11 protein-coding genes and 1 riboswitch are annotated in these 26,755 nt (G+C 66.5%); of the genes, 9 read left to right on the forward strand and 2 right to left on the reverse strand.

The genetic code is table 11. The features are described from left to right. The first annotated feature begins 233 nt into the window (after positions 1-233). From NYE40_RS09920 to NYE40_RS09930, 3 genes are all read left to right on the forward strand, one after another. Entirely contained in the window at positions 234-1,646 is a 1,413-nt protein-coding gene (locus NYE40_RS09920) for an arsenic transporter (protein WP_052333395.1), read from the forward strand. 190 nt (positions 1,647-1,836) lie between these two features. Further along, on the forward strand, positions 1,837-6,354 hold the full coding sequence (locus tag NYE40_RS09925) for an endo-1,4-beta-xylanase (protein ID WP_339279847.1): 4,518 nt from the start codon (positions 1,837-1,839) through the stop codon (positions 6,352-6,354). Between the two features lie 739 nt (positions 6,355-7,093). Then, a complete protein-coding gene (locus tag NYE40_RS09930; RefSeq protein ID WP_339279848.1) occupies positions 7,094-8,512 on the forward strand; it encodes an NAD(P)/FAD-dependent oxidoreductase in 1,419 nt (472 codons plus the stop codon). A 97-nt stretch (positions 8,513-8,609) separates the two neighbouring features. Here NYE40_RS09930 and NYE40_RS09935 read toward each other — a convergent pair whose 3' ends face one another. After that, entirely contained in the window at positions 8,610-9,266 is a 657-nt protein-coding gene (locus NYE40_RS09935) for a universal stress protein (RefSeq protein ID WP_043111533.1), read from the reverse strand. Positions 9,267-9,594: 328 nt separating this feature from the next. Continuing rightward, a riboswitch (cyclic di-AMP (ydaO/yuaA leader) is annotated at positions 9,595-9,793 on the forward strand. A 162-nt stretch (positions 9,794-9,955) separates the two neighbouring features. On the opposite strand from NYE40_RS09935, the gene NYE40_RS09940 reads away from it, so the two are divergent. The 6 genes from NYE40_RS09940 (at position 9,956) to NYE40_RS09965 (ending at position 20,749) form a co-directional block, all read left to right on the forward strand. Then, complete coding sequence (locus NYE40_RS09940; protein WP_194843342.1) at positions 9,956-10,393, forward strand: hypothetical protein; 438 nt, start codon at positions 9,956-9,958, stop codon at positions 10,391-10,393. Between the two features lie 205 nt (positions 10,394-10,598). Then, entirely contained in the window at positions 10,599-12,266 is a 1,668-nt protein-coding gene (kdpA, locus tag NYE40_RS09945; protein ID WP_028599596.1) for a potassium-transporting ATPase subunit KdpA, read from the forward strand. A gap of 30 nt (positions 12,267-12,296) precedes the next feature. Continuing rightward, complete coding sequence (gene kdpB / locus NYE40_RS09950; RefSeq protein ID WP_028599597.1) at positions 12,297-14,327, forward strand: potassium-transporting ATPase subunit KdpB; 2,031 nt, start codon at positions 12,297-12,299, stop codon at positions 14,325-14,327. A 52-nt stretch (positions 14,328-14,379) separates the two neighbouring features. Continuing rightward, on the forward strand, positions 14,380-14,949 hold the full coding sequence (gene kdpC, locus NYE40_RS09955) for a potassium-transporting ATPase subunit KdpC (protein ID WP_028599598.1): 570 nt from the start codon (positions 14,380-14,382) through the stop codon (positions 14,947-14,949). A 65-nt stretch (positions 14,950-15,014) separates the two neighbouring features. Further along, positions 15,015-17,369: a histidine kinase gene (locus tag NYE40_RS09960; RefSeq protein ID WP_028599599.1), complete on the forward strand. Its 2,355-nt coding sequence runs from the start codon at positions 15,015-15,017 to the stop codon at positions 17,367-17,369. A gap of 80 nt (positions 17,370-17,449) precedes the next feature. Next, a complete protein-coding gene (locus NYE40_RS09965; RefSeq protein ID WP_339279849.1) occupies positions 17,450-20,749 on the forward strand; it encodes a DEAD/DEAH box helicase in 3,300 nt (1,099 codons plus the stop codon). Positions 20,750-20,847: 98 nt separating this feature from the next. Here the strand turns inward: NYE40_RS09965 and NYE40_RS09970 are convergent, their stop codons facing one another. Beyond that, complete coding sequence (locus NYE40_RS09970; RefSeq protein ID WP_339280040.1) at positions 20,848-26,451, reverse strand: hypothetical protein; 5,604 nt, start codon at positions 26,449-26,451, stop codon at positions 20,848-20,850. Positions 26,452-26,755 lie beyond the last annotated feature (304 nt).

Consider the following 26,755-nt stretch of genomic DNA (forward strand, 5'->3'; position numbering starts at 1 on the left):
TAACCCGATTTTATCGGGTTACAGTTCGCAAACCGGGCTTTGAAACAGCCGCAACCCGAATATATCGGGTTACAGCTCGCAAACCGAGCTCTGAACCAGCTGCAACCCGATTTCATCGGGTTACAGCTCGCAACTCGGGCTTTGCAAAAGCTGCCACTCGGTCATGCACATTTTTTGTATAATAGAGTCCGTGCGTTTAAGAGAAATAGAATGGCGGGGGAGAGCAATTTCATATGGCTGCGGCAGCGATATTCATCCTTACCTTGATTCTGGTCATCTGGCAGCCGCGCGGGCTCGGCATCGGCTGGTCCGCCTCGGTCGGCGCGCTGCTGGCGCTCGCGCTCGGCGTCGTCACGCTGCACGATGTCGCGGCGGTGACGGGCATCGTCTGGAACGCGACGCTCGCGTTCGTCGGCATCATCCTGATCTCGCTCGTGCTCGACGAGATCGGGTTTTTCGAGTGGTGCGCGCTGCATATGGCGAGGCTGGCGGGCGGCAGCCGGCCGCTGCTGTTCGTTGCCGTCATCCTGCTCGGGGCGGCCGTCTCGGGCATGTTCGCCAACGACGGGGCGGCGCTCATCATGACGCCGATCGTGCTGGCGATGGTGCGGGCGCTCGGCGGCGGCGGGCGCTTCGTGCTGGCGTTCGTCATGGCGAGCGGCTTCATCGCCGACACGGCTTCGCTGCCGCTCGTCATCAGCAACCTCGTGAACATCGTGTCGGCCGACTTTTTCGGCCTGTCGTTCGGCGAGTACGCCTCGCGCATGATCGTGCCGACGCTCGTCTCCATCGGCGCGAGCCTGCTCGTGCTGGGGGCGTTCTACCGCCGGGACGTGCGCGGCCGCTACCGGGCGGAGGAGGTGCGCGCGCCTGCGGACGCGATCCGGGACCCGCGGCTGTTCCGCCTGTCGTGGATCGTGATGGGCGCGCTGCTTGCCGCCTACTTCGCGAGCGACCTGCTGAAGCTGCCGGTGTCGCTCGTGACCGGGGCGGCGGCGCTGCTGCTGCTCGGCGCGGCCCGCCGCAGTCCGGCCGTCTCGATCGCCAAGGTCGTTCGCGGCGCGCCGTGGTCGGTCGTCGTCTTTTCGATCGGAATGTATGTCGTCGTGTACGGGCTGCGCGGCGCCGGACTGACCGGAGAGCTCGGAGAGATGCTTGCCGCGGCGGCGGAGCACGGGCTGCTCGCCGCCACGCTGGCGACGGGCATCGCTGCGGCGCTGCTGTCCTCGGTCATGAACAACATGCCGACCGTCATGATCGACGCGCTGGCGATCCAGCAATCCGGCGTCTCCGGACCGATCCGCGAGGCGATGGTCTACGCCAACGTCATCGGCTGCAACCTCGGCCCGAAGATGACTCCGATCGGCTCGCTCGCGACGCTGCTCTGGCTGCATGTGCTGGCGGGCAAAGGAGTCCGCATCTCCTGGGGCTATTATATGAAGGCCGGCATCGTGCTGACGGTGCCGACGCTGCTGCTCGCGCTCGGCGGGCTGTACGTCTGGCTGCGCTTCCTCGCGGCCGGCTGGCTGAGCGCCGGCTGGGCGACCGCTCTAGTCCTCGGCCTACTGCTCGCGGCCGGCTGGGCGGGACTCGCGCTGCTGCGGCGGACGCGCGGCTTGAAGCAGGCCCCATCCATCGACGCCTGAACCGCTCGGTTCGGCGTCTTTTTTCATGCCTTCCCCGTCAAGTTCTATGGATTTCGAAGCAAATGCTATAGTTTGCAGGGTAAACTTGCGCGAATCGGCTCGTTATAATGTAAGGGCTTACATAGAAGCGGAGGGAAATTGTAAGCGGTTCAAATGTTCCTCGACCATCATGAAGGAGGGGTTGTCCATCATGTTTTCCAGTTGGAAAAAATCCGGCCGCCGGGCGCTGACGCTGGCGCTGGCGGCGCTGCTGCTCGCTCCGCAAGGCGGGATGCTCGGTCCGCAAGCGGCCCGCGCTTCCGCGGAGCCGGAGGCTAAGGCGCTCGCGGCGAGCGCAAGCACGGCGACAGGGGCCGTCTATGGCTTCGAGGGCGGCACGACGGCGGGCTGGAGCGTGTTCAACTGCGGCTCCGGAGCAGGCGCGCTGTCCGTCTCGAACGAGCAGGCGGCGAGCGGACAAGCTTCGCTCAAGCTGGCGAATCGCGGCTCGCAAACCTGCAGTCCGAGCCTCGAGCTGAACTCGCAGCTGCAGGAAGGGCATGCGTACAAGATCTCCCTGAAGACGCGCCTTGCCCAAGGAAGCGACCAAGCCCATGTCACGATGCGGACGACGGGCCAGAGCAACAACTATACGTGGATCGTCGGCAACAAGCCGGTGAGCGATGCGGAGTGGACGACGCTGTCCGTCGACTCGTACACCCGTCCGCCGGGCTCGACGCTCATGACGCTCTACGTAGAGACGGCCGCATCGTCCGCCGACCTGTATGTCGATGAAGTCGAGATCGTCGATCTGACGGCCGGCCCGCAGGAGCCTTCGGAGCCCGGCGAGGCGGCGATCGAGTTCGGCTTCGAGGACGGCACGTCGATGGGCTGGGGGCCGCGCGGCAGCGAAACGGTCGCGGTCAGCTCCGAGGCGGCCCGCACCGGAACGTACAGCATCAAGGCTTCCGGCCGCACCGAGAGCTGGAACGGGCCGAACCGCGATCTGCTCGGACAGCTTCAGCCGTCCGTGCCGTATGCGGTGACGGCGTATGTCAAGCTGGCTGCGGCTCCGGCGCAGCCGAGCACGGTGCGGCTGTCGATGGAGAACAAGGCGCCCGGCAGCGACGCGAAGTATACGACGCTCGCCTCGGCGAGCGTGTCCGGCACGGACTGGGTGCAGCTGAAGGGAACGTTCAGCTATTCCGGCGAGCTGGAGACGCTCAAGCTTTACGTCGAGACGTCGAGCGTGGACGATGCGTTTTATGTGGACGACGTGTCGATCGCGCCTCCGGCGCCGAGCTCGATCGAGAAGGATCTGCCGAGCCTGAAGGAGGCGTACGCTCCGTACTTCCGCATCGGCGCGGCGGTGACGAACACTCAGCTTGTAGGCGTGCACAAGGAGCTGCTGGATCTTCATTACAACTCGCTCGTCGCGGAAAACGCGATGAAGCCCGCGTACCTCAGCCAGGGCTTCGACCAGTTCGACTGGTCGGGGGCCGACGTGCTGGCGAACTACGTGCGCGCGGAGAAGCAGGCGGGACGCGACATGAACCTGCGCTTCCACACGCTGCTCTGGCACAGCCAGGGCTCGGACTGGATGCTGCAGGACGAGAGCGGCCAGTTCCTGGCTCCGACGCCGGAAAACAAAGAGCTCGTGCTGGACCGGCTGCGCAACTACATCGCTGCCGCCGTCGAGCGCTACAAGGATGTCGCGACCGACTGGGACGTCGTCAACGAGGTGATCGACGAGGGACGTCCGGACGGCATGCGGGATTCCCAGTGGTACCGCATCACCGGCCTCGACTTCATCCGCACGGCGTTCGAGACGGCGCGCGAGCATGCGCCGGACGCCAAGCTCTACATCAACGACTACGGCACGCAGAATGCGAAGAAGCGCGATTTCCTCTATGATCTCGTCGTCAAGCTGCGCGCCGAAGGAGTGCCGATCGACGGTGTCGGGCATCAGACGCACATCAACATCGCCGGTCCGTCGGTCGCCGAGATCACGGAGTCGATCCGCAAGTTCGGTGCGGCCGGCTTCGACAACCAGCTGACCGAGCTGGACGTATCCGTCTATACGAACAACACGGACTCCTACCAGACGGTGCCTCAGGCGCTGCTCGACAAGCAGGGCTACCGGTACAAGGAGCTGTTCGACGCCCTCAAGAAAGTGGATGACGAGGGCGAGCGCAATGGCGTTCCTGGCGGATACATCAGCAACGTGACGTTCTGGGGCATCGCCGACGACCATACGTGGCTGCATGACCGTCCGAGCGGCACGGGCCGTCAGGACGCGCCGTTCGCCTTCGACAAGAATTACAAGGCGAAGCCCGCCTTCTGGGGCATGGTCGATCCGAGCCGCTTGCCGGTCGTAGGCAAAAGCGCCGTTTCCCGCCAAGGAGCGCTGGGAAGCGGAGGCGGCGGAGATCAGGCCTGGCAGAAGGTGCCGGCTCTGAAGACGGAAGAGATCGGAACGCTGCAAGCCTCGTTCAAGACGCTGTGGGACGGCGGCAGGCTGCATGTCCTTGCGGACGTGCGCGACGCCTCCGTCGGCGCCGGCGATCAGGTCGAGCTGTTCCTGAAGGACGGCGATCGGACGCTGGTCCGTACGGTCGCTCGCGGCGCTGAGGGCGCAGCGGAAAAAGCGGGAGGCTACGCGGTTCTGGCTTCGTTCGAGCTGCCCGATCCGCTTCAGATCGGCGCGAAGCTGAAGTTCGACCTGCGGGTGACGGATACCGGAGTGAACGACGGCTCCGAGCAGGGCAGCAACGGCGCGATCGTCTCCTGGAGCGATCCCCGCAGCGCGCAGGAGCGCGACGATCTCGGCTACGGCGAGCTGACGCTGGCCGCGGCATCAAAGGAAGCGAAAGCCCGCTACGGAACGCCGGTCATCGACGGCGAGGCGGACGGCATCTGGCAGCAGGCCGACGAGCTGCTGACCCAGGTGGCGGTCGAAGGTCCGGCCGACAAAGGGGCGACGGCAGCTTTCCGCACGCTGTGGGACGAGGACAATCTGTATGTATACGCGGTCGTGAAGGACCCGCTGCTGAGCGATGCGAGCGCCAACGCCTGGGAGCAGGACTCGATCGAGATCTTCGTCGACCAGAACAACGGCAAGACGCCGGTCTATGAGGGAGATGACGGCCAGTACCGCATCAACTTCAAGAACGTGCGCACGACGGGCGGCCATGCCAGCCAAGACAACTACGCTTCGGCGGTCCGCATCGTCGACGGCGGGTATGCGGTCGAGGCGAAGATCGCGCTGGATGCGATCCAGCCGGCAGCAGGCATGTACATCGGCTTCGACCTGCAGGTGAACAACGACGAGACGGGCAGCGGCGTCCGCTACTCCGTCAAAAACTGGGCGGACGGCTCCGGCCAGTCCTACCAGGATACGAGCGGACTCGGCATGCTGCAGCTGGCCGAGGCCGTCCAGCCGGGCGAGCCTGGCGAGTCGGAGTCGCCGCAGCCGACGTCCACGCCGACGTCCACGCCGACGCCGACATCGACGCCTGGTGGCCAGCAGCCTCCGGCTGCGAGCACGCCTTCTCCATCGCCGACGCCGGGGCCAGTCGTCACGAGCGGCACGGCAGGCGCGACCGTCGAGCTGACGGAAGCGTACCTGCGGCGCCTGCTTGAAGCGGCCGCCGTCGGCGAGGCGGGCAGCCGCCAGATCGCCGTCGATCTCGCCGCGCTGTCCAAGGCCGACGCCTTCGAAGTCCGTCTGCCGGCCGGCTGGCTGGCCGGACAAGCTGCGCTGACGCTGCAGCTGGACGCCGGCTTCGCGGCCGTCTCGCTGCCGGGACAGCTGCTGCAGGGCGCCGGGCTGGCGCCTGACCGCGTCGTGACGCTGCGGCTCGCCAAGGCATCCGCGTCCGGATTGCCGTGGAGCGTCAGCTCCTCGGGCCTGCCGGCGCTGCAGTGGAGCCTCGAAGCGGATGGAAAGGAGCTCGCACCGAGCTCCGCGACGGGAGCCTCCGCGACGCTGGCCGTGCCGAAGGACGGACCGGCGATCGCATCCGCCCCTGCGGCGTCGATCCGGTTCCGCAGCGGCACGGGCGCGCTCGTGCCGGTCATCCGCTCGGCGTATGACGCCGCCGCGGCGGAGATCCGCTTCCCGCTCTCCGCGTCCGGCCTGTATGCGATGACGGTTGTGCCGGCGTCCTTCTCCGATCTATCCTCCGCCGCATGGGCGAAGGAAGCGGTCGAGACGCTCGCCGCGCGCGGACTGATCCAGGGCACCGGAGCCGGCGCTTACTCGCCGTCGGCGCCGATCCGCCGCGCGGATTATGTATCGCTGCTGCTGCGCCTGCTCGAGCTCAAGGGCGGAGCGGCAGCCGGCACGCAAGCTCCGTTCGCCGACGTTCCGGCGAACGCGCCGTACGCCGCCGAGCTGCGCGCCGCCAAGGAGCTCGGCATCGCCGGCGGCCAAGGCGGCGGCACGTTCCGGCCGCAAGCGCCGCTCAGCCGCCAGGAAATGATGGCGCTGACCGTGCGCGCGCTGCAGGCGGCTGGATGGCCGCTCGACAGCGGCAGCGGCAGCGGACTGGCCGGCTTCAAGGACGCCGGCCAGGTCGCGGACTATGCCCGCGCGGACGCGGAGAAGCTCGTCGCGGCCGGACTTGTCCGCGGCGACGAGGCCGGCCGTCTGAATCCGGCCGGCGCGCTGACCCGCGCCGAAGCGGCGGCCGTTCTCCACGCGGTTTGGAAGCTGCTCCTGCCTTGATCGGGCAAGCAGGATCCTAACCAGAACATCGTCCATTCTTGATCGGTGGAGGCGGTTAAAGCGAGCTTCCTTTAGAAGCGTTAGACAGCTAAAGCCTTGCCGAGGTCGATGAAAGCGACCTTGGCAAGGCTTTTTTTGAAAGAAAGACACGGAATGGATTCAAGCTGGTAGTGTGCGAGCGTGCATCGTCATCAGCGCGTCTTAACGCCATTTTTGCCTTTAGGAAGCGCGGTGCATCGTCATCAGCGCGTCTTAACGCCATTTTTGCCTTTAGGGAGCGCGGCGCATCGTCATCAGCGCGTCTTAACGCCATTTTTGCCTTTAGGGAGCGCGGTGCGTCGTCATCAACACGCCCTAACGCCATTGTGAGACGGAGTCGAAACGAAGAAGTTGAGCAGCTGAGCCCGTTATGACCGTCGATAAGAGGCTGGAATCAGGAACGATGGCAAGCCCCGAGCCGCCCTCTTTGCGCGGCTCTTTTTGCTGCGCAAAGCGATATGAGCCATCAGCAGGATCGTCCCGCTCTTGTCAACGGGCACAAATCGAAGGCGGCGAGTTACAAGTTCTTTCCGCAACTCTTTACGCATTATGTGATAAAATATAACATGAAGGAGACATTGAGAGCCGCGATAAAGGGTTGAAACGGTCTAGTCGCCAAAAAGACGAATCGGATGCGGCAGATAGTCTGACCTCCAGCCGCCGGGCCGGCAAGCGGAACAGCAGAAAGGAACGATGCGGGATGAGCCTAGAGCAACTGAACGCCCAGGTCCAGCGGGACCTGTCTTATATCGCCTTCGGAGGGGCGGGCTGGGTCCAGCCGAGGAGCCATGACGAAGGCCATGTGCATGACGTCGCCATCATCGGCGGCGGCCAGAGCGGACTCGGAGCCGCATTTGCTTTAATGAAGGAACGCGTCTCGAACGTCATCGTCCTCGATGAGAATCCGGAGGGCAAGGAAGGGCCGTGGGAAACGTACGCGCGCATGAACACGCTCCGTACGCCCAAGCATCTGCCGTCCATCGATCTCGGCGTTCCGTCGCTCACGTTCCGCGCCTGGTGGGAGGCGCAGGCAGGCGCGGAGGGCTGGGAGGCGATCGACAAAATTCCGCGCGGGGACTGGATGAGCTACTTGCGCTGGTACCGCCGGGTGCTGAACCTGCCTGTCGTCAACGAGACGCGGCTGACGCTCGTCGAGCCGCTGGAGAAGGGCCTTTACCGGCTCCATCTCGAAGGCCCCGGCGCGCCGGCTCCGCAGCTGCTCGCCCGCAAGGTCATCCTCGCGACCGGCATCCAGGGCGGCGGGGAGTGGCATGTGCCGCCGCTCGTGTCGCGCCATGTGCCGCGCGAGCTGTACGCGCATACGTCCGAGGCGATTGACTTCGAGGCGCTGCGCGGCAAGCGGATCTCCGTGCTCGGCGGAGGCGCGTCGGCGTTCGACAACGCCAGCTTCGCCTTGGCCGCGGGCGTCGCGGAGGCGCATGTATTCGTCCGCCGGCCGGAGCTGCCGCGCATCAATCCGATCCGGCAAATGGAGCACTCGGGCATGATCGAGCATTTCCCGCGGCTGTCCGACGAGGACAAGTACGCCGTCATGGCGCATTTCTTCAAGCACAACCAGCCGCCGACGAACGACACGTTCCAGCGGGCGGCCGCCTGGCCGGGCTTCCGGCTCCATGTCGGAGCGCCCTGGCTCGCGGTGCGGACGGAAGGAGAGCGGGCCGTCGTGACGACGCCGCAGGGCGAGGAGTCGTTCGACTTCCTCGTCGTCAGCACCGGGCTGCTGACCGACCCGGCGCTGCGTCCCGAGCTGCGGCTGGTCGAGCGCCATATCGCCCGCTGGGGCGACCGGTACGAGGCGCCGGCGGACATCGCCAGCCCGGTGCTCGACGCCCATCCGTATTTGACGCCGGGCTTCGCCTTCACGAGCCGGGACGAGGAGGGCGCGTCGCGGCTGCACGGCCTTCACACGTTCAACTACTCCGCGATGATCAGTTGCGGCCTATCCGCCTCCGCGCTGTCGGGCATGCGCCATGCGATACCGAAGCTCGTGTCGGAGGTCGCGGGCGGGCTGTTCCTCGACGATCGCGAGCGGATTCTGGATCAGTTCTACCGGTACGACGAGCTGGAGTTCACGGGCTGGATGGATTCGTTAAGCTGATCTTACGCCCGGCGACCCGGTCTGCCAAATAAAAATCGCGTAAAAACGTCTCCTTAGGGCGTGTTTGCAATCCCGCTTCGGGTTATGCAAACACGCCCTAGCTTCTGCTCCGCCAGAAGGCCGGGAATTCGGGATCGACGACGGCGCCGTGACGCACCTTGAAGGCGCGGCTGCGGCTGCTGCCGTCCTTGAGCTTCAGCAGGCCATGCTCGAACTCGGTATCGCGGCTGCGGAAAAAGACGCCGGAGCATCCATTCTTGTCCAAGGTCCTCTGGATGACGTAGCCGCCGTCCCGCGCGGCGACCGCGACGCGGACGCCGCGCTCATGGGTCCGCTCCAGCTCCTCGTCCAGCCGCTGCACGGCGACGACATGCAGATCGGTCTGGCCGATCCGGCGCAGCAGCGCGTCGACGAAGGAGCCGTGGAACCGCTCCTCCCAGCGCGTCGGCACGGGCTGGCCGACGACGATCTGCGTCATGCGCTCGATCATCGCCGTATGCGCGATCACGTCGACGGCCTTGCGGCCTGCGGACGGCACCGCCCGGAATTCCGCGCCTGCTTCGGCCGCGGCCTCGCGCCAGACGCGCTGCCATTCCTCCTGCGCCGAGCCGGGCGCCGCCTCGACGTCCGACACCACGCTCAGGACGACCAAGCGGCTGCCCGCCGCCGCGGCAAGCTCGGCGCCGCGGCGGATGAGGCGCTCTCCGTGCGGGCCGTACGACAGGCAGACGAGGATGTGTTCCGATTTGGGCATGGCAATTGCTCCTTCGCTTTTTTTTGCTGCTCATCCTACGCGACGAGAGGGCGGTCTGTAAAAGGCGGCGCAGGCGGAATTCAGCCGTCCCGCTTCATGTAAGCGCGACCATCGCCTTCGTTTGCCGAGAATGAAATCGGCGATGGAGGCGGGTTTTTGGCATGCGTCGAGATGAATTCGAGAGAATGAGCGAGATTCAGAGAGAGAAATGGAGATCGATCGGCCTTTCTTGCTCGACAAGCGCGATCGCGGCCGGATTTTCGCCGCTGGCCCGGCTTTACTTTCCGAAAAGTCCGGGTGTAAGATTCGTCTCAGCTAGCCAGACCAGCTTTTGACAACGCTGAGTTTCCGAAATGGAAAACGGGGGAACCAAGCGGAGCCTGCGGCCGCCGATGTGAGAGTCGGCCGCCGCGGCTCCAGGGGTGAATCCTGGGGGAGCGGATCCATGGAATCCGTCTCCCTCGGGTAGGGCGACTCTCACCGTCCGAATCCGACAGCTAACCTCGTAAGCGCAGGAGGCGGCGCGCGCCATAGCGCGCCGTGCTCCGATCGGGAGAGAGGATGATGACGCTTGTGATCTGACCAAGACCACAGGGGCCGCTGCCTCTGTGGTTTTTTGCGCGCTTTTTTCCAAAGCGGATCCCGGTCCGCAGCCGTCCGCCGCCCTCGCCACCCGAAGGAGAACCACCATGGATCTCGATCCCGAAACGATACTCGTCTCGCCGGCCACAGCGGCCGGCGAACGCTTCCTGATGCAGCTGAAGCGCATGCGGATTCCTTGCGCCGCAGTCGTCAACAGCCGCCGCGAAAGGCAGCGGCTGGAGCGCCTCGGCTTAGGTCGAATCATGCAAATCGATACGGCCGAAAAGGACCGCAATCCGGCGCCTGAATGCCGATGCGGCAACGTCTACCTGTTCGAGAGCAGCCTCGCTCTCTGCTGCCGCTATGTGCAGATTTTCCGCGGCTGGACCGGCCGCAGCATCTTCGTCGTCACGCAAGGCCGCGGCTCGGGCGGCGTCTACAAGTCGCTCGGAGCGGATTATGTCATTCATACAAACGGGCAGGACGTCTTTTACCTCATTCAGGACGAAGCCCGCCAAGACAAGGAAAAGGAGCCATTCACATGATGGATATCGGCATGCTCGCCTTGCTGATCGGATTGACCGCCGCGATGCTCGGCCTGCTCGCCTGGTGCGGCAAGCAGGCGCAGGAAGGACGCGAGGAACGATGATCGCGCTCCTGTGGGTTGTCGTCGCGGCCGTGTTCCTCTACCTCGTCTACGTCTTACTTCACCCCGACCAATTCTGACCCAAGAAGGAGCCACCTCCCATGATGGCAGGACTATCCATCGCAATCACGCTGCTGCTCGTGCTGCTGCTGGCCAAGCCGGCGGGGCTGTATCTCTATCGGGCCTACAGCCTGGAGCCGACCGGCCTCGACCGCGTCTTCGGCCCGGCGGAGCGGCTGATCTACCGCCTCGGGGGCATCCGCCCCGGAAGCCAGAGCTGGAAAGCCTACGCCGCGGCGCTGATCGTCAGCAACGGCGTCATGCTGCTGCTCGTCTACGCCGTCTTCCGCACGCAAGCCTATCTCCCGCTCAATCCGAGCGGGATCGCGAACATGGAGCCGCGGCTCGCGTTCAACACGACGATCAGCTTCATGACCAATACGAACCTGCAGCATTACAGCGGCGAAAGCGGCTTATCCTATCTGTCCCAAATGATCGCGATCGTGTTCATGATGTTCGTCTCGCCGGCGACGGGGCTGTGCGCGGCGATGGCGTTCATGAGAGGGCTGGCCGGCAAGCCGATGGGCCATTTCTTCGTCGATCTCGTGCGCTCGATCACGCGGGTGTTGCTGCCGATCGCTTTTGTGCTGGCGCTCGTCTTCGTCGCGCTCGGCGTGCCGCAGACGCTGGAGCCGTCTGCCGCTGCGCAGACGCTGGAGGGCGGGGAGCAGACGATCGCGCGCGGTCCGGTCGCCTCGCTGCTCGCCATCAAGGAGCTCGGCAACAACGGTGGCGGCCATATGGGCGTCAACTCCGCGCATCCGTTCGAAAACCCCGACGCGATCAGCAACCTATTGCAGATGCTGCTCATGCTGCTCGTGCCGACGGCGCTGCCGTTCGCGTACGGCAAGCTCGTCGGCAATCCGAAGCAGGGGCGGGTGCTGTTCGTCTCCATGGCGCTGCTGTTCGTCGTCATGCTGGGCGTCTCGCTGACGGCCGAGCAGGAGGCGAACCCCGCGATCGCGGCGCTCGGCTATGATTCCGGCCAAGGAAGCATGGAAGGAAAGGAAACCCGCTTCGGCGTGCCGCAATCCGCGCTCTATTCAGTCGTGACGACCGCCTCCGAAACCGGCGCCGTCAACTCGATGCACGACTCGTTCACGCCGCTCGGCGGCATGGTGCCGCTCATGAACATGATGCTGAACACCGTGTTCGGCGGCTCCGGCGTCGGCCTCATGAACGTGCTGCTGTACGCGCTGATGGCGGTGTTTCTCTCCGGCCTGATGGTCGGCCGGACGCCGGAGTTTCTCGGCAAGAAGCTGGAGGGTCGCGAAATGAAGCTGATCGCGCTGACGCTGCTCGTGCAGCCGGCGCTCATCCTGCTGCCGACGGCCGCCGCTCTTTATGCTTATCCCGATACGATCTCGAACCCGGGCTACCATGGCCTTACCCAGGCGCTCTACGAGTTCACGTCGTCCGCGGCCAACAACGGCTCCGGCTTCGAGGGACTAGGCGACAATACGCCGTTCTGGAACCTCAGCACCGGCATCGTCATGTACCTGGGGCGGTACGTCTCCATCATCACGCTGCTTGCGGTCGCGGGCTCGCTCGCCGCCAAAAAGGCCGTGCCGGAGACGATCGGCACGTTCCGCACCGATTCGGCTACGTTCGGCGCCGTCTTTCTCGGCACCGTGCTCATCGTCGGCGCGCTGACGTACTTCCCGAGCCTCGTGCTGGGGCCGATCGCCGAGCAGCTGACGCTGAAGCCATAGCCGAACGGACAGAAAAGAGGAGAGCTAGCCATGAGCCAAAATAGATCGACGCTTGGCGGACCGATCGTCCGCCAGGCTCTGAAGGAATCGGTCCTGAAGCTGGATCCGCGGGTGATGGTCCGCAACCCGGTCATGTTCGTCGTCGAGATCGGCTTCGCCGTCACGCTGCTGCTCGCCGTCGTCCCGGATGCGTTCGGGGGCGGCACGCCGGCCTGGTTCAACGTCGTCGTCGCCGCGATCCTGCTGGTGACGCTGCTGTTCGCGAACTTCGCGGAGGCGCTGGCGGAAGGCCGCGGCAAGGCGCAGGCCGACTCGCTCAAGCGCTCCAAGCGCGACGTCGTCGCCTTCCGCGAGAGCGGCTCGGCGGGCCTCAAGGAGGTGCCGGCGAGCGAGCTGCGCAAGGGCGATGTCGTGCGCGTCGAGGCCGGCCAGTGGATTCCCGGCGACGGCGAGGTCATCGAGGGACTCGCGTCCGTCGACGAGTCCGCGATCACCGGCGAGTCCGCTCCGGTCATCAAGGAGGCGGGAGGCGACTTCTCCTCCGTCACCGGAGGGACCAAGGTGCTCAGCGACTCGATCCGCGTCCGCATGACGAGCGATCCGGGCGAGTCGTTCCTCGACCGCATGATCGCTCTCGTCGAGGGAGCGAAGCGGCAGAAGACGCCGAACGAGATCGCGCTCAGCACGGTGCTGACGAGCTTGACGCTTATTTTCCTGATGGTCGTGGCGAGCCTGCCGTTCCTCGGGGGCTTCCTCGGGGTGAAGCTGGAGGTGCCGGTGCTGATCGCCCTGCTCGTCTGCCTCATCCCGACGACGATCGGCGGCCTGCTGTCGGCGATCGGCATCGCCGGCATGGACCGCGTGACGCAGTTCAACGTCATCGCGATGTCGGGCAAGGCGGTCGAGGCGGCCGGCGACATCAACACGATCATCCTCGACAAGACGGGCACGATCACGTACGGCAACCGGATGGCGAGCGAGTTCGTCTCCGTCGGCGGCTGGAGCGAGACGGCCGTCGCCGAGTGGGCGCTCGCCGGCTCCGTCAAGGACGAGACGCCGGAAGGCCGCTCGGTCGTCGAGCTGGCCCGCAAGATGGGGCTGTCGGCGGACCCGGCGCTGGCCGAGGGCGGGGAGTGGATCGAGTTCCGCGCCGAGACGCGGATGAGCGGCCTCGATCTCGCAGATGGACGATGCGTGCGCAAGGGCTCGGTCGACGCGGTCAAGACGTGGGCCAGGCAGAAGGGCGGCGACGTTCCGAGCGATCTGGACGCGAAAAGCGACCGTATCGCCTCGGCGGGCGGCACGCCGCTCGCGGTCGCCGTGGACGAGAAGATCGTCGGCCTCATTTACCTGAAGGATACGGTCAAGCCGGGCATGAAGGAGCGCTTCGAGCAGATGCGCCAGATGGGCATCCGCACGATCATGTGCACCGGCGACAATCCGCTGACCGCGCAGACGATCGCCCGGGAAGCCGGCGTCGACGACTTCATCGCCGAGAGCCGTCCGGAGGACAAGATCGCGGTCATCAAGCGCGAGCAGGCTCAGGGCAAGCTCGTCGCCATGACCGGGGACGGCACGAACGACGCGCCGGCGCTGGCGCAGGCGGATGTCGGCATCGCCATGAACAGCGGCACGACGGCGGCCAAGGAGGCGGCGAACATGGTCGACCTCGACTCCGATCCGTCCAAGATCATCGAGGTCGTAGCGATCGGCAAGCAGCTGCTCATGACGCGCGGCGCGCTGACCACGTTCAGCATCGCGAACGACGTCGCCAAGTATTTCGCGATCATCCCGGCGATGTTCATGGCGGCGATCCCGCAGATGGACGTCCTCAACATCATGCGGCTCGATTCGCCGATGTCGGCGATCCTGTCCGCGCTCATCTTCAACGCGATCGTCATCCCGCTGCTCATCCCGCTCGCGATGAAGGGCGTCGCCTACAAGCCGCAGGGTTCCGCCGCGCTGCTGAGGCGCAATCTGCTCGTCTACGGCCTCGGCGGCGTCATCGTGCCGTTCGCGGGCATCAAGCTGATCGACCTTGCCGTCATGTGGATGGTGTAGGCGGATGCGGGCGAACGACGGAACAATCGAACCTCGAAAGGATGAACCGACCATGCAGCTATTCGCCAGCAGTCTCCGCATCAGCCTCGTCCTCATGCTGCTTTGCGGCGTCGTCTACAATCTGGCGGCGACCGGCATCGCCCAGACGCTGATGCCCCATCGGGCCAGCGGCAGTCTGATCGAGGAGGACGGCCGCATCGTCGGCTCGGAGCTCATCGGCCAGACGTTCACGGAGCCGCGCTGGTTCCACGGGCGGCTGTCGAGCATCGGCTACGCCGCGGACGGCTCGGGCACGCCGAACTACGCTCCGTCGAATCCGGACCTGCTGGAGCGGGCGCGGCAGTCGGCGCTCGACTGGCAGGCCGCCAATCCGGACGTGCCGCTGAGCGAGGTGCCGCTTGACCTCGTCACGAACTCCGGCTCGGGCCTCGATCCGGACATCAGCCCGCAAGGCGCGCGCGTGCAAATTCCGCGCGTCAGCGCGGCGACCGGCATCCCGCAGGCCGAGCTCGAGCAGCTGGTGGAGCGGCATACGGCGCCTCGCCGGCTCGGGCTGTTCGGCGAGCCGACGGTGAACGTGCTGGAGCTCAATCTGGCGCTGCGCGAAGCGGCGTCCAAGTAAGGCGCGAATCCCCGCTTCTCCGTTCTGGAGAGCGGGGCTTTGCCCGTTCATGGAGGGAAGCGCTCATGGAGCCGTTCAAACGAAAGTCGCCGGAAGAAATTCTGGCCTCCATCCTCAAGCTGAAGCGCGGGAGGCTGAACATCCTGGTCGGAGCGGTCGCGGGCTCCGGCAAGACGTACCATATGCTGCGCGAAGGAGAAGAGCTGCTCCGCCAGGGCGTCGACGCCGTCGTGTCGCCGCCGGTGGAGGAGAGCGGCGAGGCGGCTTCCGCTCCGGCCGCGCAGCCGCCGCTGGAGACGGTTGCGGGCGTCGCCTGGAGCCGCGGCGAAGCCGTCGATCTCGATGTCGAGCTGCTGCTGGAGCGCAATCCCGAGGTCGTCCTCGTGGACGATCTGGCTCATCGCAATCGGCCGGACGCGCCTCGGGAATCCCGGCTGGAGGATATCGAGCTGCTGCTGGCCCGCGGCATCAGCGTCGTCACGACCGTCAACATTTACGAGCTCGAAGGAGCGGCCGCGCTTGCGCGCAGCTGGATCGGGCTGCGCATCGACCATCTCGTGCCGGCTCGGGCGCTGGAGCTGGCCGACGAGATGAGGCTGATCGACGTCACGCCGGATACGCTGCTGGAACGCGCGGCCGAAGGGGCGAATCCATCGCTGCCGCCGCGCTGGCTGGAGCGCGGGACGCTCGGGCGGCTGCGCGAGCTTGCGCTGCGCACGATGGCGGAGGGCGTGAACGGCACGCTCGAAAAGCATCGCGAGGAGCTCGGGCTCGCCGGTCCGTCCGGCATCGCCGAGCGCGTGCTCGTCGCCGTCCAGTACCACTGGAACGGATCGATCCTCGTGCGGCGCGGCCAGCAGGTCGCCAAGCGGCTCGGCGGCGAGATGGACGTCGTCGCCTTCGTCCCGTCAGGACGGGCGTTGCGCGTGGAGGAGGAGGCGTTCCGCCGCTCCATCCGCCTGCTCGCCCGCAAGGTCGGCGCTTCGTTCGAGGAGCGTACGTTCCGCTCGCGCCGCCGCCTGCCGCGGCAGCTGCTCCATTTCGCGCTGCAGCGCAAGGCGACCCGGATCGTGCTCGGCCACTCGCGCCAGACGCCGTGGCAGGAATGGCGCCGAGGCTCGATCGCGAACCGCCTGCTGACGATGACGCGCAACATCGACCTGCTGTTCGTCGCCGACCGCTCCGATTGGACCGGAGAGCGCATCCTGCCCGCCCGCAGCCCGGAGCGCGAGCCGCGCAGCCGCTACCGGCGGCTGACGGATCAGGAGCTCAAGGCGGAGATCGGGCAGCTGCGGCGGGGCAGCTTCAAGCTGTACATCGGGGCGGCTCCGGGCGTCGGCAAGACGTACGCGATGCTGCGGGAGGGAGGCGAGCTGCTGCAGAAAGGCGTCGACGTCGTCATCGGCCTGCTCGAGACGCATGGCCGGGAGGATACGCAGGCGCAGGTCGGTGCGCTCGAGATCGTGCCTCGCCGCCAGGCGCAGTACCGGGGGACGCTGCTGGAGGAGATGGACGTCGACGCCATCCTGCAGCGGCGGCCGGAGGTCGCGCTCGTCGACGAGCTGGCCCATACGAACATCCCCGGCAGCGAGCGCCGCAAGCGCTGGGAGGACGTGATCCGGCTGCTCGACGCCGGCATCTCGGTCATCTCGACGATGAACGTGCAGCATCTGGAGAGCCTAGGCGACGCGGTCGAGCAGATCGCCGGCGTCGTCGTGCGCGAGACGGTGCCGGACCGGATCCTGCGCCTCGCCGACGAGGTGCAGCTCGTCGACGTCTCGCCGAAGTCGCTGCAGGCGCGGATGAAGGCGGGCAAAATCTACGCTCCGGAGAAGGTCGAGGCGGCGCTCGGGCAGTTTTTCAAGCTCGGCAATCTGATCGCGCTGCGCGAGCTCGCGCTGCGGGAGCTGGCCGACGATGTCGACGAGCGGCTGGAGTCATGGGACCGCCGCGGGTCGCTGCGCGGTCCGTGGCGGAGGGAGGAGGTCATCTTCGTCGCCGTCACGGCCAGTCCGAGCGCCGAGCGGCTCATCCGCCGCGGCTTTCGGATCGCCTACCGGCTGAAGGCGGCCTGGCATGTCGTCTATGTGCATGGCCGCGGACCGCTCGCGCCGGAGCTCGAGGGCCGGCTGGAGCAGCTGCGGCAGCTGGCGGAGCGGCTCGGCGGCAGCTTCCGGCTGCTGCGCCGGGAGCAGCGGCAGCCGGCTGCCGCCGCGCTGCTCGGCTGGGCCACGGAGAAGAAGGCGACGCAGATCATCGTCGGCCAGCCCGCCGGGCGCAGCTGGAGGCCGTTTTGCGCCAACCGTCTCGTCCGCAGCGTGCTGCGGGAGGCGCGCCGTCTCGACGTGCTCGTCGTCGCCGATTACGAGGCGGATTCGGGGAAGCTGGCCAAGGCGTTCGCCGAAGAGGAGACGACGTAAGCTACCTGTCGGACGGCCGACTATGATACGATCGGAGGTGGACTTGCCGCAGGGAGCGGCAAGAGATAGGAGGGGGAGCCATGAACAAGCCCGCATGGAACGAGGCGGAAATCGAGCGCAGCTGCGGCAAGCTGTCCAGCCGCAAGGGCAGGCAGCTCGCCGAGCGCGGGCTCGTCGCCATCCGCAGCGGCAATGCCGGCTCGGACGTGATCCGGGCGGAGGTGTTCGGCAAGCCTGTCGCGCATGTGGAGCTGCGAGTGAAGCCAGGGAGCCTCCCCGAAGCGTCCTGCAGCTTTTGCCTGGACATCGGCTCCTACGGCCAGTCATGCAAGCATGTCGCGGCCGTGCTCTATGCGCTGCGCCGCGGCGAAGGCGCAGGTGCGCCGGCCAAGCCGTCGTCGTCGGCGGCAGCGGGGCCCGGCCCCGGCGGCGGGGAGCGGACGGCGACCGAGCGCGCGCTGGACGGCCTGAAGCAGGCGTTCCAGCGGCAGCCGCGTCCCGGCAGCGGCTTGTCGCGGCCGGCGCTGTTCGATGCCCGCGAGCGTCTGGAGCTGCGGTTCGACTTCGAGCCGCGCGCGAGAAGAGGCGAGCCGCTGCTGTGCGTCGGCCTGTCGGTGAGGCTGGCGGACGGGTGGAAGCCGATCTATCGGCTGCGCAGCTTCCTGCGCCGAATCATGGGGAGCCGCAAGGCGACGATCACCTCAGCGGAGGCGTACGATCCGGATAGGCATCGGTTCGAGACGGCTTCGGCGGCGCTGCTGCGCGGGCTGGCGCGGATCGCCTCGACCGAAGCGCTGCTGCGGGCGGACGGCTCCGGCCAGCCGGGAGAGCGGGAGGACCGGCTCGACATCCCGCCCGGCGACTGGGACGAGATCGTCCGGCTCGCGGAGGCCTGCTCCGAAGCCCGGCTGCACGGCGGCGACCGGCCCGCCCCGTTCCGGCTCGACCGGAGCGAGTCGACGGGGCTGCGCTTCGGGCTGGAGACGGCGAGCGATGGCGGAGGCGTGCTGACGTCCAGCGGCCTCGATGCGCTGCTGGCTCTGCCCGCGTACGGCGCCGCGCTGGGGCATGGCCGGCTCATCGCGCTCGGGCACGAGGGCTGCGGCAGGCTGACGGCGCTGCAGGAGCTGTTTCGGCCGCTGCCGGAAGGACGGCTCTCGCTCTCCCGGCCGCAGCTGGAGGAGCTGGCGCGGCATGTGCTGCCCGGCCTCGGACGGATGGCGGAGGTGAGCGTGAGCCCGCAGATGGCGCAGCGGCTCGATCGTCCGCCGCTCAAGGCGAGGCTGTATCTCGACCGGGTGAAGGACCGGCTCGTCGCGGATCTGGAATTCCGCTACGGCGAAATCGCGATCGAGCCGCTGCGCGAAGGGGACGAGCCCGCCCATGGCCGCATCCTCGTGCGCGACCGGGAAAAGGAAGCCGACATCCTGGACCTGATGAAGGAAGGCCGCATGACGCTGACCGAGCAAGGCTGCAGCCTGTCGAGCGAGGAAGAGGAGTTCGCCTTTTTGTACGAGATTCTGCCCCGGCTCGAGCGCTTGGTCCAGGTGTATGCCACGACGGCGGTCAAGACGCGGCTGCATCCCGATCCGCCGCCGCACATCCGGGCGCAGCCGGACGAGCGTACCGACTGGCTGGAGTTCCGCTTCGAGATGAATGGAATTCCCGAGTCGGAGATCCGCGCCGTGCTGCAGTCGCTCGAGGAGAAGCGGCCGTACCACCGGCTGCGCAGCGGCGCGCTGCTGCCGCTCCGGTCGGAGGCGTATCAGCAGCTGGTCCGCTATATCAACGAGACCGGCTTTGCGTACGCCGAGCGGACCGCCTACGGGTACCGGGCTCCGGCCGCTGCCGGCGTCTCGCTGCTGGAGGAGCTGGCCGGCAGCCCGCTCATGGCGACGAGCGCGGAGGCGGAGCGGCTGCTGCAGGAGCTGCGCCATCCGGAGCGCAGCGCGGATTTAATCCCGGAAGGCTTGAATGGCGTGCTGCGAGACTACCAGAAGGCCGGCTACCGCTGGCTGAAGGCGCTGGCGCGCTACCGCTTCGGCGGCATTCTGGCGGATGAGATGGGACTCGGCAAGACGGTGCAGGCGATCGCGTTCGTCCTGTCGATCCGGGAGGAGATCCGGCGGACGGGCCGGCCGGCGCTTGTCGTCTGCCCGTCCTCGCTCGTCTACAACTGGGCGGCCGAGCTGGAGCGCTTCGCTCCCGAGCTGAGGGCGGTCGTGGCCGACGGGGGCAAGAAGGAGCGGCTCCGCAAGCTCGCGGCGGCCGGCACCGGCGAGGCGGACGTGGTGATCGCGTCGTATCCGCTGCTGCGGCTGGACGCCGAGAGCTACGGGGCGCAGCCGTTCGCGGCGCTGCTGCTCGACGAGGCGCAGACGATCAAGAACGAATCGACGCAGACGGCCCGCGCCGTGTCGGCGCTGACGGCGGAGTACCGCTTCGCCATGACGGGCACGCCGGTGGAAAATCACGCCGCGGACCTGTGGTCGATTTTCCACGCGGTCTTTCCAAGGCTGCTCGGCTCCAAGCGTCAATTCGAGGAGATGCCGCGCGAGGAGCTGGCGGCGAGGACTCGGCCGTTCCTGCTGCGCCGGCTCAAGCGGGACGTCATCCGTGAGCTGCCGGACAAGATCGAGACGCTGCACAGCGCCGAGCTGCTGCCGGAGCAGAAGAAGCTGTACGCCGCCTACCTGGTGCAGCTGCAGCAGGAAACGCTGCGGCATATCGACAAGGACGAGCTGGAGCAGAACCGGATCCGCATCCTCGCCGGCATCACGCGGCTGCGGCAGATCTGCGACCACCCTGCGCTGTTCGTCGAAGGCTACGAAGGCGGCTCCGCCAAGCTCGAGCAGCTCGCCTCGCTCGTCCGCGACGCGCTTGAGGCGGGCCGGCGGCCACTCATCTTCTCGCAGTTCACGTCCATGCTCGCGCTCATCCGGCGTCGTCTGGAAAAGGAAGGGCTGGACTGCTTCCAGCTCGACGGCTCGACGCCGAGCCGGGAGCGGGTGGAGCTGTGCCGCCGCTTCAACGAAGGCGAGCGCGACGTCTTCCTGCTGTCGCTGAAGGCGGGCGGCACCGGACTGAACCTGACCGGCGCGGATACGGTCATCCTGTACGACCTGTGGTGGAATCCTGCGGTCGAGCAGCAGGCGATGGACCGCGCGCATCGGATCGGGCAGCAGCGGGTCGTGCAGGTCATCCGCCTTGCGGCGCGAGGCACGATCGAGCAGAAGATGCATGAGCTGCAGAGCCGCAAGCTGCGGATGATGGAGGAGCTCGTCCGGCCCGCAGGCGCGGAGGAGGGAGCCGAGGCGCTCTCGGATCGAGAGCTGCTGGAGCTGATCAGCGTCGTGCCGCATGCGGGCGGACGGATCTGATTTTATTGAAAAACGCAAAGACCCGAGACCATGCAGAGCCGGCTCTGCATGGTCTCGGGTCTTCGTTTTTGCGCATCGGCGGCGGTCCTCATCCGAAATCAAGCCATCTGATGGATCGCCCAGGTGGAAACGTTTGCGGCGGCACCGCCGAGGTTGAGGTTGACCGAGAGGCCGTTGGCGACATAGTAGATGCCGATGACGTCGCCGGCATTGAGCTGGTATTCGCCGACCATCGTGATCGTCGCGGAGCCGAGGATCGCCCGCAGCGTCAGCAGGAGGGCGATGTTGACGTCGAGAACCGGGAACAATCCCGTGACAAGAACCGTCGAGACCGGCGACGTGCGCTGAATGACGAAAGCCGGCGTCACGCTGGAGCCGAGAGAGACGCTGAGCGACGCGGTCGTCGAGTAGCTGATCGTCGCCTCGATGGAGTAGCGTCCGGTCACGGGCACCGTATAGTTGCCGCCCGTCGGGTCGAATCCGGTGCCGGGGTAGAACGGCGACGCGGTGCTCCAGCCCGTCAGCTGCGTGCTGCTCGACGACGTGGTCGGCGTTCGCGTGGCGGAGAAGCCGTTCGAGAGGAAGTTAGGTCCAGTCGCGCCCGTGAATCCGGTCGCGCCCGTCGGGCCTGTGAACCCGGTCGCGCCCGTCGGGCCTGTGAACCCGGTCACGCCCGTCACGCCATTGATTCCGCTCGCTCCGGTGAAGCCAGTAAAGCCCGTTGCTCCGGTCGGACCTGTTGGACCGGTAGGTCCAGTCGCGCCGGTGGCGCTTGTGGCTCCAGTGAATCCGGTCGCACCTGTAACGCCCGTCGTGCCGGTCGTCCCCGTAGCGCCTATTGGGCCTGTTGCCCCGGTCACGCCCGTCGTGCCAGTAACCCCAGTAACCCCAGTAGCTCCAGTAACCCCAGTAACCCCAGTAACCCCAGTAACCCCAGTAGCTCCGCTGGGACCCGTTGCGCCGGTGGTCCCGGTCGTCCCCGTCGCGCCTGTAAATCCGGTCGCGCCCGTAATTCCGGTGGTGCCAGAGGCTCCAGTAACCCCGGTTGCCCCAGTGGCGCCGGTCGTCCCCGTCGTGCCCGTAAAGCCGGTCGTACCAGTAGCGCCTGCAGCTCCAGTTATTCCAGAAACCCCGGTCGTTCCGGTCGCGCCAGTAGCGCCGGTCGTCCCCGTCACGCCTGTAGATCCGGTCTCTCCAGATATGCCGGTGGCTCCGGTCGCACCAGTCGGGCCTGTCGTTCCTGTGGCGCCCGTAAAGCCGGTCGCCCCGCTAGAACCCGTTGTCCCCGTCACACCAGTTGTACCAGTAGCGCCGGTCACACCAGTAGCGCCAGAAACTCCAGTTGCTCCGGTCGTTCCGGTCGGACCGGTCGCTCCGGTCGTCCCCGTTGCGCCTGTGAAGCCCGTCACACCAGTAAGGCCCGTTGCGCCAATCTCGCCAGTAACGCCTGTAACTCCTGTTGGTCCCGTCGCGCCTGTTGCGCCTGTGAATCCCGTCGCCCCCGTCACACCAGTAGTGCCAGTTGTTCCCGTAGAGCCAGTAGCGCCGGTCACACCAGTTGTGCCAGAGACTCCGGTTGCTCCAGTCGCCCCGGTCGGACCGGTCGCGCCCGTCGCCCCTGTAGAGCCGGTTGCGCCTGTTTCGCCAGTAGCGCCGGTCACCCCGCTAGAACCAGTAGCACCAGTGGCTCCTGTAAAGCCGGTCACACCAGTCGTCCCAGTAAGGCCAGTTACCCCGGTCGTCCCCGTCGTGCCCGTAAAGCCCGTCGCACCAGTAGCGCCAGTCGTCCCGGTCACGCCAGTCACGCCAGTCTCGCCAGTAGGCCCGGTCGTTCCGGTCGCACCCGTGGTGCCAGTAGCGCCGCTAGAACCCGTCGCGCCCGTAGAGCCAGTCGCTCCGGTCGCGCCAGTTGCACCAGTTGTCCCGGTAAGGCCAGTTACCCCGGTTACGCCCGTGTCTCCAGTTGCCCCGGTCGAACCTGTCACACCCGTGATGCCAGTAGCTCCGCTAGAACCCGTCGCTCCCGTAAAGCCAGTCGCTCCGGTCATGCCCGTGTCTCCGGTTGCGCCGGTTGAACCTGTCACACCTGAGGCTCCAGTAGCGCCGCTAAAACCCGTCGCGCCCGTCGCGCCAGTAAAGCCTGTGGCCCCAGTCGAACCAGTTGCACCAGTCGTACCTGTAAGGCCAGTTACTCCGGTTGCGCCCGTGTCTCCAATCGCCCCGGTTGAACCAGTCGTCCCCGTAAAGCCAGTCGCTCCGGTCGCACCTGTCACACCCGTGATTCCAGTCGCCCCGTTAGAACCCGTAGCGCCAGTATCACCCGTGATTCCAGTCGTACCTGTAATTCCAGTTGCACCAGTGGCCCCGGTAGGGCCTGTCGCGCCAGTAGCGCCAGTCGTACCTGTAAGGCCAGTTACTCCAGTCGCGCCAGTGTCGCCAGTTGCCCCGGCAGGACCTGTCGTACCTGTGGTGCCAGTAGCGCCGCTAGAACCTGTCGCGCCAGTGAAGCCCGTCGCCCCAGTAGCACCAGTCGCTCCGGTCGCCCCAGTAGTCCCCGTTAAGCCCGTCGCCCCAGTAGCACCAGTAGCACCAGTCGTCCCCGTAAAGCCAGTCGTCCCGGTCACGCCCGTCACGCCAGTCTCGCCAGTAGGCCCGGTCACGCCCGTGTCGCCAGTAGGCCCGGTCATTCCAGTCGCCCCCGTGGTGCCAGTAGCACCGCTAGAACCCGTCGCGCCCGTGTCGCCCGTAGAGCCAGTCGCTCCGGTTACACCAGTCGTCCCCGTGTCGCCAGTAGCCCCGGTCGAACCAATCGCACCTGTGGTTCCAGTAGCGCCGCTAGAACCCGTCGCGCCCGTAAAGCCCGTGGCCCCGGTCACGCCAGTGTCTCCAGTGAAGCCCGTTGCACCTGTAAAGCCGGTCGCACCTGTTACACCAGTCGTTCCTGTAAGGCCAGTTACTCCGGTTGCGCCAGTGTCTCCAGTCGCGCCGTTTAAACCAGTCGCCCCCGTGATCCCAGTAGCACCGCTGGAACCCGTAGCGCCAGTCTCACCAGTGAAGCCCGTTACGCCCGTAGAGCCAGTCGCTCCGGTTGCACCAGTCGTTCCTGTAAGGCCGGTTACTCCGGTCACGCCCGTGTCACCAGTCGCGCCGTTTAAACCAGTCGCCCCAGTTGTCCCAGTAACTCCGCTAGAACCCGTAGCGCCAGTCTCGCCAGTGAAGCCCGTTACGCCCGTAGAGCCAGTCGCCCCGGTGACTCCGCTCGAACCGGTTGCGCCGGTCGCCCCAGTTGTACCAGTGGTCCCCGTAAATCCAGTCACTCCGGTCGCGCCAGTTGCCCCGGTTGAACCAGTCGCACCCGTGGTCCCAGTAGCGCCGCTGGAACCCGTAGTGCCAGTCTCGCCAGTGAAGCCCGTAAAGCCAGTTGCCCCGGTGACTCCGCTCGAACCAGTTGCGCCTGTCGCACCCGTAAAGCCAGTCACGCCAGTTGCACCCGTCGTCCCCGTAAGGCCGGTGACTCCGGTTGCGCCAGTGTTTCCAGTCGCTCCGGTCGAACCTGTCGCTCCAGTGTCGCCAGTAACTCCGGTCATGCCAGTTGCCCCGGTCGAACCTGTCGCTCCAGTGTCGCCAGTAACTCCGGTCATGCCAGTTGCCCCGGTCGAACCTGTCGCTCCGATGTCGCCAGTAACTCCGCTCGAACCAGTCGCCCCAATAGCGCCGGTCGCCCCAGTTGCACCAGTCGTCCCTGTAAAACCAGTCACCCCGGTCACGCCAGTGTCGCCAGTGGGCCCGGTCGAACCAGTCGCCCCAGTAGCTCCACTAGAACCCGTCGCGCCGGTGAAGCCGGTCGCCCCAGTTGCGCCAGCAGCCCCGGTCGCACCGCTAGAACCAGTCGAACCAGTCGCGCCAGTCGTCCCAGTAAGGCCAGTTGCTCCTGTCGAGCCAGTGTCGCCCGCGGCTCCGGTCGCCCCCGTAAAGCCCGTGTCCCCGGTCACGCCCGTGTCTCCAGTTGGCCCGGTCGTTCCGGTCGCCCCCGTGGTTCCAGTAGCTCCACTAGAACCCGTCGCACCAGTCGCGCCCGTAAAGCCAGTAGCACCCGTCGTCCCCGTAAGGCCAGTTATCCCGGTCGCTCCAGTGTCTCCAGTGGAGCCCGTCGCACCTGTAAAGCCCGTCGCTCCAGTGGCCCCGGTTGGACTCGTAGTGCCGGTGGCTCCCGTCGCGCCTGTAAAACCGGTTAAGCCCGTTGCCCCAGTAGAGCCAGTCGTCCCTGTCGCGCCCGTGTCTCCAGTGAAGCCCGTCGCGCCTGTAATACCAGTTGCACCTGTAAAGCCGGTCGCCCCAGTAGAGCCCGTCGTCCCTGTAAAGCCCGTCGTCCCTGTTAAGCCAGTGGCCCCGGGCGGGCCCGTCGCCCCCGTGGAGCCAGTAGCTCCGCTAGACCCGGTCGCTCCAGTATCGCCAGTGGAGCCCGTTACGCCTGTAAAGCCAATAGCGCCTGTCGCTCCAGTTGCACCAGTCGTCCCTGTGATGCCAGTCACTCCGGTTACGCCCGTGTCGCCCGTAGGCCCGGTCGAACCTGTTGCCCCCGTGGAGCCAGTAGCCCCGCTAGAACCCGTCACTCCAGTATCGCCAGTAAAGCCCTTTGCACCCGTAAAGCCCGTCGTCCCAGTGGCCCCGGTTGGACTTGTAGCGCCGGTCGCTCCCGTCGCGCCTGTAAAACCGGTTACGCCCGTGGCCCCAGTCGTGCCAGTCGCACCAGACTCGCCAGTCGCACCAGTATCGCCTGTAAAGCCGGTCGCACCAGTATCGCCCGTCGTCCCTGTTAAACCCGTCGCCCCGGTCACGCCCGTGTCGCCAGTTGCCCCGGCTGGACCTGTCGCCCCCGTGGAGCCAGTAGCTCCACTAGAACCAGTCGCGCCTGTGTCTCCAGTGAAGCCCGTTGCACCTGTAATACCAGTTGCACCTGTCGCCCCGGTAGGACCTGTTGCGCCTGTAAAGCCGGTCGCCCCAGTTGCGCCAGCAGCCCCGGTCGCACCGCTAGAACCAGTCGCACCAGTATCGCCCGTCGTCCCGTTAAAGCCAGTTGCTCCTGTCGAGCCAGTGTCGCCCGTGGCCCCGGTCACGCCAGTGTCTCCAGTCGCCCCGGTCGAACCTGTCACACCCGTGTTTCCAGTAGCTCCGCTAAAACCCGTCGCGCCCGTCGCGCCAGTAAAGCCAGTAGCACCCGTCGTCCCCGTAAGGCCAGTTATCCCGGTCGCTCCAGTGTCTCCTGTGAAGCCCGTCGCACCTGTAAAGCCCGTCGCTCCAGTGGCCCCGGTTGGACTCGTAGCGCCGGTGGCTCCCGTCGCGCCTGTAAAACCGGTTACTCCGGTTACGCCCGTTGCCCCAGTATCGCCAGTCGTCCCTGTTAAGCCCGTTGCCCCGGTCGCACCAGTGTCGCCAGTAGCGCCAGTCGTCCCAGTAGCTCCACTAAAACCTGTCGCGCCCGTGTCTCCAGTGAAGCCAGTCGCACCCGTGGCCCCGGTTGGACCCGTGTCTCCAGTAAAGCCGGTCGCGCCAGTTGTCCCGGTAAGGCCCGTGGCCCCGGTCGCACCTGTCGAACCAGTCGCGCCTGTGGTTCCAGTAGTTCCGCTAGAACCAGTCGCGCCCGTAAGGCCAATGGCTCCGGTCGCCCCAGTTGCCCCAGTAAAGCCAGTCGCCCCGGTCATGCCCGTGTCTCCGGTTGCCCCGGTCGAACCTGTCACACCTGAGGATCCAGTAGCGCCGCTAGAACCCGTCGCGCCCGTCGCGCCAGTAAAGCCAGTTGCCCCAGTAGAACCAGTCGCCCCAGTAGTCCCAGTAATTCCGCTCGAACCCGTAGCGCCGGTCGACCCAGTTGCACCCGTTGTCCCGGTAAAACCGGTTATTCCGGTCACGCCCGTGACGCCAGTGGCCCCGGTCGCACCTGTCGCACCTGTCGCCCCCGTGATGCCAGTCACCCCGGTCGCACCCGTAGCGCCAGTATCGCCAGGG

It is taken from the genome of Paenibacillus sp. FSL W8-1187, assembly GCF_037965485.1.
In the GTDB taxonomy this organism is placed as follows: Bacteria; Bacillota; Bacilli; order Paenibacillales; family Paenibacillaceae; genus Paenibacillus_O; species Paenibacillus_O pasadenensis.